The organism is Marinimicrobium agarilyticum DSM 16975 (assembly GCF_000423345.1).
GTDB lineage: Bacteria > Pseudomonadota > Gammaproteobacteria > Pseudomonadales > Cellvibrionaceae > Marinimicrobium > Marinimicrobium agarilyticum.
Genome location: NZ_AUHU01000008.1, coordinates 65,821 through 77,689 on the forward strand (window position 1 = coordinate 65,821; position 11,869 = coordinate 77,689).

Consider the following 11,869-nt stretch of genomic DNA (forward strand, 5'->3'; position numbering starts at 1 on the left):
AGGCGGCATTGCAGGGGAGGGGAAACCGTGCAGGAAGCACGGTGGTGGAGGAATCAGTGTCCCTCCTGCTCCTCTTCGGTGGGGAGTGTGGCCAGGTACGCCACGATATCGCGAATTTGACCGCGGTCCAGCAGCATGCCCATGGGGGGCATGCCCGAGCCGGAGTACTCGGTTTTAACCACATTCGAGCGGGCCACTTCCACGGTGTTGTCGCCATCGACAATGGTCATGCTGTCCTCGGTTTCCGCCTCAAAGAAGCCACTGATTGTCTCGCCGTCCTTCAGTGTCACCGACACCCGCCCATGGCCCGGCGGTACCCGGGCACCGGGGTCCACCAGCGCCTCGAGCAGTTGCGCGCGGGTCAGGGTCTCTCCGATGCGAGTCAGCTCCGGTCCCACACGGGCGCCTCGATGGCCAATCATGTGGCAGCGAATGCACTGAGCCTGATTGCTGTAGCGGAACAGGTTCATACCCTCCGCCGGGTCGCCGCCTTCAAGCGCCTCGCGGAAAACCTCCATCGGCTGGTTACGATTCTTGTTCGCCTCGTAGGCCTCCAGTTCCGCCAGCAGCGTCTGGTTTTCGGTGGCTTTGATGGCCTCGATCACATCGAGTTGCACCGCACCCGCCAGCTCACCCTCGCGCAGAGCCTGCAATGACTCACCCAGCAGGGCGTGAGCACTCGGGTCGTCCACATTGGCCAGCGAGCGATAGGCTGCCTGTTGCTCATCCACCGATCCATTCACCAGTAGCAAGCGGTGCATTTCCACCACTTCGTCTGTCGGAAGACTCAATTTGGGCAACAAGGCCAGCGCGGCCATACGCACGTCAGAATCGGCGTCGTTGGTGGCTGTCATTGCCGCCCGGCCCATTTGCGCGTACTCCAGCTCAAACAGGGCCTGGAGCGCGGCCGCCCGGACCTGGGCACTGGCGTCGTCGCTCAGCGCTCTGACCAGAGCGGGCGTCGCTTCCTCGATAGACAGTGCCGCCAGGGCATTCACGGCCGAGGCCCGCACCTCGGGGCTGCCATCTTCCAGCAAACGACCCGCCCGGGCGCTCAGCGGCTCAGCGGCCTGGGCCAATGGATGGGTGATCACCCCCCGGACCCGACCGGTCACCCGATCAAACTGGGAGGAAGCAGACCAGGTCGCCAGGGTGTCAAGGGCTTCGGCCCGAAGCGTTCCAGAAATGTCTGCACGTTGGGCAAAGTCCAGCAGCCGCTCGACCGACTCATCACCACCAGCGTAGAGGTTCGCATTGATCAGGCGGCGCAGCAGGGGCTCGTTGGTAAAGGTCGTGGTTTCCAGCAGCTTCGCCAACGCCGGCAGGGCGTCTTCCACAAACCGGTCGTCACTGATACCGCGGGCGGCGTTGGTCACGACGTACTCACTCCCGTCATCCAGGAAGCGGGTCAGTTCGACGCTGCGCAGTCGCTTGAGCGCAACCACCGCCGCTACGCGTACCGCCTCTGAGGCATGGTTTTCAAGCTCGCCCAATGCCGCTTCATCACCCATCCGGGCCAGGGCAATGGCGCCGCCGTGGCGGAGGTAAACGTCTTCATCGGCATTCGCTGCCAGCATGTCGACCACGGCTGCCATATCCTCGGCATTGCCGATACGGCCCAGTGCCTGGGTGGCGAAAAACCGCACGCGCGCACTGTCGTCTGAGAGCAGGGGCACCAGGTCATTCCGGGCCTCGGCGTAGGCCACATCGCCCAGCACCTTGGCCACCTGTGCCCGAATCTCGGGGTCGGTGTCCTCAAGCAGGGGCAGCAGTACTGCGGAGCGGGTGGTATCGGCACGCATCAGCTGACCCAGGCCCCAGATAGCGTGGATGCGGGCCAACTGGTGCTCGCTTGTGGTGGCCACTTCCAGAAGGGCGTCCTCGTCCTCGCGAGCGGCGAGGTTCAGTTGCGCGCGCTGGCGCACCCGCATGTCCGGGTGGCTCAAATGCTCGCTCAGCTCGGCGGTGCTCTTCTCGGTAAAATCCGCTTGCAGCAGGGCCTGGGTCTCGGCCCGTAGGTCGCTGTCTACGCCCTCGGTAGCATCCAGCTTCCAGATGCGACCTTTGCCATTAATTCCCCAGCCCGAAACCCAGTCGCTCATGTACAGCGTGCCGTCCGGGCCGACGTCCAGGCCGGTGGCCTGAACGCCGCGGAAAATATTCTGGTCGGTCGTCATTTCAAAGCCGGCGCCCTTGGGCTCCAGGGTAAAGGCGTTGATTCCGGAGCGGGCGGCGGAGCCGACAAACTCCACCACGAAGAAATGGTCCTGCCACTTGTCATTCAGTGCCGTGCCGGGGTTGTAGACCATTCCGGTCGGGCCGGCATGATAGGGAGCCACCGGCGGCAACAGGTGAGCGGCCTGATCCTCAAACCGCGGAGTGAAGTACGACTCATCCATCCAGACCTTGTAGCGATTGTTTTTCGGGTCTTTATATTTGCCCAGCTGCCAGTTGGTGCGCCAGCCGGAATCAGAGCCGTCTACCAGGTAGACCACTCGCTCATATTCGCCTTCGTGGTCACCGTCGTTGTCCACGGTAATCAGGTTGCCGTATTTGTCGAAGGTGAACTCGTGGGTGTTGCGAACCCCCCGGGCAAACACTTCGAAGTGGCTGCCATCGGGCTCGCTGCGCACAATCATTCCCTGATTGGGATAGGCATATTCATTGCCGTCTACGTCCGTGATATGGCCGCCAATGTCGCCGATACCGTAGTAAATCCGGCCATCGGGACCGAGGGTAACCCCAGACATACCGTGGCCACTGAAGCCAATGTGCACGCCAAAGCCTTCGGAGATGGCGGTCTTGGTATCGGCCTGCAGGTCACCGTCCGTGTCTTTCACCCGCCAGGCGTTGGGCGCCACGGCCAGGAACAGCTCATCCAGCTCGTTGTGGTAATAGATGCCGCCGAGCACGTCGGTGACTTCGCTGTGAAAGTCTTTCAGAAACCGGCGGCTCTGGTTGGCCTGGCCGTTGCCACTGGTGTCTTCCAGCAGAACGACTTCCTCTTTTACGACGGCCAGGTCCCGCCAGTCGTGAGAGCCATCCTCATTCCGATCGGGCAGCCACTCGTTCTGCGCGCTCTTTTCCGGGGCCAGATCCTGACGCAGGAACTCGCGTCGATCTTCCACGGTTTCAAAGCCGATGGAGGGGAATTCCCAATGCGGGTAGCCACGGATGTCGAATTCGGAGTTGTTGCTGCGGTTGGTAATGGCTGCCCAAACGCGACCTTCATAGTCGACATTGATTGCTACCGGGTCCGCCAGGAGTTTTTCCGGCGCCCAAAGCTTCACTCCCAGGCCCTCCGCGGGCTTGAGGTTCAATTGACCGACCACCCGCTCGGCCGCGGATTGCACTTCGGCATCACTCAACGCCACGACGGCGGCGTCGGTTTCGCTCAGAGGCGCCACGGCATTGCCCGGGGCTTCGGAGGACGACGCGGTAGGGGCGGAGGCTGTTGATTCGGGGCTCTCCTCGGGCGCACAGGCCGCGAGCAGAAGGATGAGGGAAGCCGCCACCAGGGGGCGACTGACTGCTTGCACTCGTGGTTTCATTGCCTTCTCACATCTTTATGCTTGTAGTGACTGCTTGTAACGGTACCGATTGACCGTCAGGTACGCCACAGCCAGACTGGTGTGGTTTTGACCAATGGCCGAGTATAGGGGAGCTGTCGTCAGATTCCTACGATTTATATGCTAAAAAGTGTTCAGAGGTGGTGGCATTCCCGGCGCTCCCATCGGACTATGAACGCACTGCACTGACAAAAAACTCCCGGTTGCCATCGCCGCCTTTGATGGGGCTATCGAAATAGGCTTCGACCACCAGTCCCACCTCGCCACAGAGGTCGCAAATGCGGGCTTCCACTTCAGCGTAAAGCCGTTCATCCCGGACGATACCGCCCTTGCCAATGCCGTCACGACCCACCTCGAACTGGGGTTTGACCAGGCTCAACAGATGGGCCCCGGGTTTCATCAAGGCCGGTAGGCCGGGCAGGATCAATGTTTGGGAGATAAACGACACGTCCATCACCACCCGCTCGAAGCCCTCAGGCGCCTCTTTCAACAAAATTTCAGTTGGCAAGTCGCGGGCGTTAATACCTTCCAGGCATACGACTCGCGGATCTTGGCGCAGCGCCGGATTCAATTGGTCCCGGCCCACATCCACGCCCACCACCTTGGCTGCCCCGGCCTGCAGCACGCAGTCGGTAAAGCCGCCGGTGGACTGGCCCACATCAAGCACCACCCGGTCGGCGACCGACACGCCGGTGCGTTCGAGCGCGCCCCAGAGCTTGAGGCCACCGCGCGAGGCGTAGCGTTCTTCCTCTCCCGGCTCGGCTTGAAGCTCCGTGTCCTCGGAGATTTTCTGCCCAGGCTTGCGTACCACCTGCCAGGTGCCGGACACAAAAGCGCTGACCCGCCCGGCGTCAATCAGCCGTTGGGCCTGAGTGCGCGTCTGCACGAGGCCCCGTGCTACCAGTACTTTATCGAGTCGATCCACAGAGGCTCCTAGTGTTTATCCCGAGGAGGAGACAGAGGCTCGCCCAAGGCGCGCTGCCAGAGCCAGCGCAGGCTGGCGGCGATATCGGGGCGTTCTATTTCCAGTTCGGGTGACAAGGTCTGCAAGTCGTTTTCGCTACGCTCGGCCACCACGAAGTTAAAGCTGTAGTAGGGTTCCTGACCCATGCGCAGGTCGGTGATGCGCACTCGACCATTCACCTCGTCCAGTGCGAAAAAGCCTTTGCTGAACCAGGCCACCCGCTGAACGCCCCAGTCGTCCGCCAAAGCCTCACGCAGCTCCGGGTGGCGATCAAAACGGTCAAAATCGATGGGGGTATCGCCATCGGCCAAAGCGTAGAAGCCTTCGTAATAATGCTCCGGTGTCATTACCAATACCCGCCACAACACGGTATTGAAGGGGGTCGGGGAGACCAGCACGGAATGCACCGGCCAGTCCGTACGAGCCAGCTGCTGCTCTATCCGGTCGGACACATGCGCCTGGGCGGCCACGCTCCAGACCAGGTAGCCGGTAGTCAACGCCAGTGCCACGCTATTGCCCCGTCGTCGCCCCGTGAAGGCAAACCCCAACCCCACCAGCAGGGGCAAGGTATAGAGAGGGTCAATGATAAATAGGCTGGCCACCCCGAAGGGGTAATCGGTAAACGGCTGGCCCAACTGGGTGCCGTATACCGTCATGGTATCGAGCAGAACGTGGGTGATCAGAATCAGCCACAGCGCAAGCCACCACCGCCGAAATCCACCGGCAGGGGACCAACGCGTGACCAGCCAGGCGAGCAGAGGCGAGAGCAGGGACAGATACAGCAGCGAGTGGGTGACACCGCGGTGGTAGGTGACGTTGCGGATCGGGTCCCCGTAGTCTACAAACGAGTCCAGATCCGGCAGGGTGCCAACCACCGCGCCCGCCAGGGCCGAACGCCAGACCGGCACGCGTTTCCCCATGGTCGCCACGCCGACCGACGCGCCCAGGGCCATTTGAGTGAGTGAATCCATGATTCGTAATCCGGTTCAACTGAGGAGGGAGGGCCACCAGAAGCAGTACGCCACGCTACCGCGGCTGGACTACGCTACAATTCGTACAGCGTTTTTTATCAACGCCAGCGAGTATCGTCCGTATTCTGTTGGCAAGCGCCGGGAGACCCGATACCTACCGGACAACCCGCTCGTCCGCGGATCAGTGGGGATTGGCCGCTGGCGCATGGCGACGGAATAGTATCAAACTCTGAACCGCCCTGTCCCTCGGCAGGACCCACTGACTGACTGGAGCCTCACTTGTGACCCTCCCGATGCTGCGAACCGGCGCTTTCTTCCTACTCTTGGCCCTCGCTTGGCCTGCTTTGAGCCAAACTGACGAGCCCACCCCCAACGAACCACTGATCGTGGGTACCAAAATCGCACCACCGTTCGTGATCAAGGAAGAAGACGGAGAGTTCTCCGGCATCAGCATCGAATTATGGGAAGAACTGGCCCGGCGCCAGAACCTGACCTACGAATTTAAGGAGGTGGAGCTCATTGACCTGATCCGTGGGCTGGAAGACGGCACCCTAGACGCCTCGGTAGCGGCACTGACCGTCACCGCCGGGCGCGAGGCGGTGGTGGACTTCACCCACCCCTTTCACACCACCGGCCTGGCGATCGCCGTTCCGCAGGCCGGCAACCCGGTCTGGATCGCGGTCAAACGGCTGTTTTCCTGGGAGTTCATGGTGGCCATTGTGGCATTAGGGGGGCTGCTACTGGCGGTAGGGTTTGTCTTCTGGCTGACCGAGCGGCGCAAGAACGCCGACATGTTCGGCGGCACACCGGCCCAGGGCATTGGCGCCAGCTTCTGGTGGGCGGCGGTGACCATGACCACCGTGGGCTACGGCGACAAGGCCCCGGTCACGTTCGCGGGCCGGTTGGTGGCGCTGGTCTGGATGTTTGCCGCCATCATCCTGATCTCCAGTTTCACCGCCGCCATCGCCACCAGCTTGACGGTCAGCCAGTTGGAAACCAGCGTTCAGGGGCCAGGGGATCTACCGGATGCACGCGTGGTGACGGTCGATCGCTCGGCGAGCGCTCAGTATCTGGATGAGCGGGGTATCGGCTTCAGTACCCGGGCGGACCTGCCAACGGCACTCCAGGCAGTCGCAGACGGTGATTTCGATGCCGTGGTCTACGACCGGCCCATTCTCCAGTATCTGAGTCGTCAGCAGTTCCCTTTGCAGGTTCTGCCCAGCACCTTCGAACGTCAGGACTACGCCATCGCGCTACCCGAGGGCAGTGAACGGCGCGACCTGTTCAACCGCACCCTGCTCACCATCATCGAAGACGATGACTGGAGCAACACCCTTCAACGCTATCTGGGGGAAGACGGCAACTGAGCCGCGTTCGCGCGGGCTCTGAGCCCGTGCGGTTTTCCATTTTCCCGGCCCCTTGGGAATCAGCTAGCGGTTGTCGCGAAGGTATACCGCCTCGATGTCATCGTAGGGGATCGGTTGAATCACGTAGCCACCACCGTGGAAACGTTTGAATTGCACGGATGTCTCTCGGACTTCCTCTACGCGACCTTCCAGCGCCCGACCATCCTGTAGGTGCAATTCCACGTCCCGGTTCAGGTGTTGGTCCAGATTGTCCAGCGCAATCCGCTGATCCCCGGAAGGCATACCGGTCGAGGAACCACCGGTGTTTGTGCCGGTGACGGCGGCTGAGTCGCCGCCAGTTGCCGTTTCGGCCTCACTCTCCACCACCAGCGGGCCGCCCTCGCGCACGGACAGATCCAACCGGCCGACCTCGTCGTGATTGACCGATAGCGTGGTCCTCAGTTGGTACAACATCATTTCTGGAGAGGAGCGGCTCAACTCATCCATACTCAGCTCGCCATTAGGCTCGATGGACAGGCTCAACTGATCCGGCTCAGCCAGGAAGTTGCGGTAGCCCTGGGTCATGGTGGGGCCGGCGACAAAGCCCAGGCGCTGCCACATCTGCTCCCAGGCCTCGAGGTGCTGGGCAATGAAAGCCTGGCGGTCCAGCTCCGTTTCCTTCTGGCAGAACTCAAACACCCGTTTCGCGTAGCCCATATCCTGATAGTCGATAGTGAGCCCTAGCAGCTCGGCATTGCTGGCGGCCATGCCGACCGCCATGGCATTCAGGGACGATGCGCCGAGCGACAGTTCCATCGACACTTCCGTGCGGTGCATGTCCCGGAAAAGGCTGTCGACCGTTACGTTCAACAACTGACCGCCACCGATGAACCGATAGTCGACACGAGCGTCCATGACCAAGCCGGAATAGCCCATCTGCACCAGCTCGGAGGTACCGAACCCGTTCCGGTCGCCGCAACCAGCGGCGGTAAACGCCCCGAAGCCAACCGGGCTCATGGCGGCACCACTGGACAGAGGGAAACGTACCCCTTCAAAAGACACGCCCAGCGTTTTGGGCAATTGCTGGTCGCGAATATCCATCGCCAGGCTGTGGACCCCGAGCGGTCCGCCGGTGTGAACCGCCACTCGGTCGACATTGAGCGCGCCCCCCATACCCGGCACCTGGAAGAACAGGCCTTCGATGCGAACCTCACCGTCCAGGGTAATTTTGATATCGCGATAGTCGAGTTCCCCCCCCATACCGCTGACAACCATGGCGGCCCGATCCAGACGCTTGCCGATTTGCTTGGCGTAAAAATAGTGACCGCCGAGCAGCACAACCGCCACCAGAATGATCAGTCCGACTAAAAAGCGTTTCATCGTGTCCCTCTCTATTTTTGAGTGGCCAATTCCCTAGAACAGTTCCGGTCGCCGGCCTTATGAAGAAGATATCAGTGTGCCATTGTAAGGCATATTCGTTGTCCAACGTCATCCGGCAGGCAAACGTTCCTTCTTTAATTGTCGAGCGCGTTGACGCCCTACCGCCTTCAGGAAATAATGAGCCTCGATTTGGCCCGACTCCAACGCACAAAACACCCAAAATAAAAGGGCACAACACCGCATCATGCTGGATTTTTACAAAAAAGCGCTCTCTTTGCTCCTCGGCTTGGTGGTGACCTGTGCCTTGGCCGCCTACGTGGCCATCGACCGTACGTTCCTGGAGTTGCCTCTGCTGCCCAAAGGGGCCAGCCCACTGCCCTGGCACGCCGCCATAGAAACCGACCAACGCATGGGTGGCCAATCCGCGGTCACCGTCCAGGACGAGAGCTACAGCCTGGATGCGGAGTTCACCGTCAAGGACGCAACCCAGTACCCGTTTGCCTCGGTTTCCCTGATGTTCCATGACGAGGAGGGCCAGCGACGACTGGTGGACCTGTCGGCATTCGACGGTGCGACTTTCGACGTCAAATGTTCGCCCGCCAACGTGCTGAATTTCACGGCGTATACCGTGGATGACCAAGTCACCGAGCTGGATGATTACCTGACCTACCGCGGGCCCGCCACTTTCTTTTCCTGCGATGAGCAGTGGCGCTCTGTAACGCTGGACCTGACCCGCCTGGAAATTCCCCAGTGGTGGCTGGAACACTTCAATCTCAAACTTTCCATGCGGGATTACCAGCTCGATCAGGTGCCGCGGCTGATGTTCTCATCCACGCATCAGACCCCCATGGGCCGGGAGGCTCGAATGCAAATCACCGGTCTGACTCTGACCGGCCGTGATTGGAGCTACTTGTACCTGTTGGGCATTTTTATTTTTCTCACCTGGAGCGCCTGCGGCATTTGGCTATTTCGCGAGCACAACAAAGCACTGATTCGGGACCTGCGGCATAAAATCCAGAAAGACCGACCGCTGGTGGCCTATCAGCAACTTTCCGTAGAACCTCGGCGGGACAAGGATAAAGGCGCCATCCTACGCTTTATGGCCACCGAGTACGCCAACCCGGATCTCAATCTGGATGCCATGGTTAGCGCCATTGGCGTCAGCCGCACCAAGATCAATGACATTTTGAAGGCCGAGCTGGGTTTCACCTTCTCCGGTTACCTGAAGAAAATCCGGCTCACCGAAGCGGCTCGGCTACTGGCGGAGACCGGCGAGACCAGTGTCTCGGAAATTGCCTACTCAGTGGGCTATAAAAATGTCTCTTATTTCAACAAACTGTTCAAAGAAGAGTATGGCTGCACCCCCAAGTCCTTCAAAGGCATTTATGAGAAAGCCTCTTCCAACAACACAACCCAATAAAAAAGCGGAAAGCCGCGCCATGCCCACGCAAGCACGGAACTGAATACTTCAACTTTTGCGAAAAAAACTTCAACTTTTTGTTCTCTGGTACGCTTTTTAGGAAAAGCGTTAGTGGCTTGACCGCCAACTTGAATAGCCTGAAACCTGATCCGTGTCATTCCTGTTTCGGCAAAGCAGTCAGAGGTCAGCCATGAGAATAATAAGTTCGTCCGCACAAGCGCTTTCTCCCACAAGTACCCAGAACCTCAAACAATCCGAACCGGAGGACTTGGCGCGCGGCCACCCTATACGCTTCCTGTTCACCCACAGGGTGTTGGACGCTTCCCACGGCAACCTCGCCTTGAAGCTGCACTGGCGGCACCCCGACCCCAGCTCCCGGGGCGCCGCCCAGGCCGCACTGGGTTGTGTAGTGGACTACGCGGCCCGGTTGGTCGCCAGGCCATTCCTCGGCCCGTGCCATTTATCCGAGTGGGAGCTGCGTACTTACCGCCCATCCGAAGCCAGCACACTGCTCGTTGCCGTCCAGATCGTCGCTGTTCACAGAGAATGCGTGACGTACCACTGTGACTTTCACGCTCTTGAGAAGGGGCGAAGCGTGGCGATGGCCGATTCCCAAGGCACTTTACTGCAAGGCTTTGACACCTGACGTCACAAAAGCCAAGCGCCCACCTCGACGGTGTCGACGTCAAAAGACTCGATCACAGAACCCAAAAAGCCATTCATATAACAAGTAAAAGTAGAGAACCGCTATGAAATCTCTCGTACAACTGACCTACCTTGGCCTCTTCCTCGTTCTCGTGGCATGCGGAGGAGGAGGGGGAAACTCCCCCGCGCCCGAACCGAGTACGTCGTCGTCATCTTCGGAAGAATCCTCTAGCACGGCGGAATCCTCCAGCGTTTCGTCAACGGTTTCATCGTCGGCCTTTTCGGAGTCATCGTCTTCGAGCTCCTCCGAACTACCGAGCTATAACACCAACCCACTGGCACCGAACGCCGCCGGCATGGAGCGCAACGCCGCAGAGTTGGCCGCTGAGATTCGCATCGGCCTGAACATCGGCAACACGTTGGAAGCCTACGGGGCCCAGTCGGAGACCTACTGGGGCAATCCGGAAATTACCGAAGCGTTCGTGGCTTTCACCAAAGAAGCCGGCTTTAACGCCATCCGGCTGCCGGTGTCCTGGGACCAGTATGCCGACCCGGATACCGCTGAAATCGACCCCGACTGGCTGGCCCGAGTCAAAGAAGTGGTGGACTACTGCATCCAGAACGATCTGTTCGTCATCGTCAACATTCACTGGGATGGTGGTTGGCTGGAAGAGAACGTCACCCCCGCCAAACAAGCCGAAAACAACGACCGGCAACGGGCTTATTGGGAACAAATCGCGACTCATTTACGGGAGTTCGATGATCGAGTAATTTTCGCCAGCGCCAACGAGCCCAATGTCGACAACGCCGAGCAAATGGCCGTGCTGCAGTCGTACCACCAAACGTTCGTGGACACCGTGCGCGCCACCGGTGGTAAAAACGCCTACCGCGTACTGCTGGTGCAGGGTCCCAATACCGACATCGAACAAACCCACGAACTCATGGGCTCGTTACCCACCGACACGCATTCCGACCGAATGATGGTGGAAATCCACTACTACTCCCCCTGGAACTACACCGGCATGCAACAGGATGAACCCTGGGGCAACCGCTTTTTCTACTGGGGGGAGGGTTTTCACTCCACCACAGACACGGAGCACAATCCCACCTGGGGCGAAGAGGACTATGTGGATTCCACCTTTGCCCTGATGAAACACCAGTTCGTGGACAACGGCATTCCCGTCATTCTCGGGGAGTACGGCACCGGCGTGCGCGATCACCTAGAGGGTGAAAATCTGCAACTACACTTGGACGGGCGAGCCTACTATTTTCAGTACCTGACCCAACAGGCCCTGGCCAACGGCATGCTGCCGTTCTTCTGGGACACGGGAAGTTTGCTGGACCGCCACAACAACAGCGTGCTGGATGAACAGGCCCTGGAAGCGTTAATGAAAGGAGCCTCGGGCTCACATTATTGGCAAAATAACGACTAGCGGGTGGTTTAGCGACGCAGAGGCCTCGGCGGGATATAGACCCCGCCGGGCCACTGCGGTGCGATTCAAAGGCTGACATAAGCTATATCTTGTAAATGACAACTATTATCATTATTATTGTTGTTTTCTATGTCAGCCGAA

General features: G+C 59.7%; 9 protein-coding genes. 5 read left to right on the forward strand and 4 right to left on the reverse strand.

All coding sequences use genetic code 11. The features are described 5' to 3' along the window. Positions 1–53: 53 nt before the first annotated feature. From G547_RS20895 to G547_RS0109980, 3 genes are all read right to left on the reverse strand, one after another. Positions 54–3,551 carry a HEAT repeat domain-containing protein gene (locus G547_RS20895; protein ID WP_051235204.1) on the reverse strand — a complete coding sequence of 1,166 codons (3,498 nt, stop codon included), beginning with the start codon at positions 3,549–3,551 and terminating at the stop codon, positions 54–56. Between the two features lie 187 nt (positions 3,552–3,738). Next, a complete protein-coding gene (locus tag G547_RS0109975) occupies positions 3,739–4,494 on the reverse strand; it encodes a TlyA family RNA methyltransferase (RefSeq protein ID WP_027329734.1) in 756 nt (251 codons plus the stop codon). Positions 4,495–4,502: 8 nt separating this feature from the next. Continuing rightward, a complete protein-coding gene (locus tag G547_RS0109980; protein WP_027329735.1) occupies positions 4,503–5,504 on the reverse strand; it encodes a metal-dependent hydrolase in 1,002 nt (333 codons plus the stop codon). Here G547_RS0109980 and G547_RS0109985 point away from each other — a divergent pair. Then, positions 5,503–5,724 (forward strand): hypothetical protein, encoded by a 222-nt coding sequence (locus G547_RS0109985; protein WP_027329736.1) that lies wholly within the window; start codon positions 5,503–5,505, stop codon positions 5,722–5,724. The two genes, G547_RS0109980 and G547_RS0109985, sit on opposite strands and share 2 nt — an antisense overlap. 61 nt (positions 5,725–5,785) lie before the next feature. After that, complete coding sequence (locus G547_RS0109990) at positions 5,786–6,871, forward strand: transporter substrate-binding domain-containing protein (protein WP_211224538.1); 1,086 nt, start codon at positions 5,786–5,788, stop codon at positions 6,869–6,871. A gap of 63 nt (positions 6,872–6,934) precedes the next feature. On the opposite strand, the gene G547_RS0109995 is transcribed toward G547_RS0109990, so the two are convergent. Beyond that, positions 6,935–8,230, reverse strand: a complete 1,296-nt coding sequence (locus G547_RS0109995; protein WP_027329738.1) for a hypothetical protein — start codon at positions 8,228–8,230, stop codon at positions 6,935–6,937. Positions 8,231–8,474: 244 nt separating this feature from the next. On the opposite strand from G547_RS0109995, the gene G547_RS0110000 reads away from it, so the two are divergent. The 3 genes from G547_RS0110000 to G547_RS20900 all read left to right on the forward strand — a co-directional run bounded on the left by G547_RS0110000 (position 8,475) and on the right by G547_RS20900 (position 11,728). Further along, positions 8,475–9,650: a helix-turn-helix domain-containing protein gene (locus G547_RS0110000; RefSeq protein ID WP_027329739.1), complete on the forward strand. Its 1,176-nt coding sequence runs from the start codon at positions 8,475–8,477 to the stop codon at positions 9,648–9,650. A gap of 190 nt (positions 9,651–9,840) precedes the next feature. Further along, complete coding sequence (locus G547_RS0110005) at positions 9,841–10,296, forward strand: hypothetical protein (protein WP_027329740.1); 456 nt, start codon at positions 9,841–9,843, stop codon at positions 10,294–10,296. A 103-nt stretch (positions 10,297–10,399) separates the two neighbouring features. Continuing rightward, positions 10,400–11,728 (forward strand): glycoside hydrolase family 5 protein, encoded by a 1,329-nt coding sequence (locus tag G547_RS20900; protein ID WP_245573455.1) that lies wholly within the window; start codon positions 10,400–10,402, stop codon positions 11,726–11,728. Positions 11,729–11,869 lie beyond the last annotated feature (141 nt).

Coding starts and splice junctions, on each gene's coding strand:
- G547_RS0109980 (WP_027329735.1), bottom strand. CDS start 5,504: ATGGATTCACTCACTCAAATGGCCCTGGGCGCGTCGGTCGGCGTGGCG.
- G547_RS0110005 (WP_027329740.1), top strand. CDS start 9,841: ATGAGAATAATAAGTTCGTCCGCACAAGCGCTTTCTCCCACAAGTACC.
- G547_RS0109995 (WP_027329738.1), bottom strand. CDS start 8,230: ATGAAACGCTTTTTAGTCGGACTGATCATTCTGGTGGCGGTTGTGCTG.
- G547_RS20900 (WP_245573455.1), top strand. CDS start 10,400: ATGAAATCTCTCGTACAACTGACCTACCTTGGCCTCTTCCTCGTTCTC.
- G547_RS0109985 (WP_027329736.1), top strand. CDS start 5,503: ATGATTCGTAATCCGGTTCAACTGAGGAGGGAGGGCCACCAGAAGCAG.
- G547_RS20895 (WP_051235204.1), bottom strand. CDS start 3,551: ATGAAACCACGAGTGCAAGCAGTCAGTCGCCCCCTGGTGGCGGCTTCC.
- G547_RS0110000 (WP_027329739.1), top strand. CDS start 8,475: ATGCTGGATTTTTACAAAAAAGCGCTCTCTTTGCTCCTCGGCTTGGTG.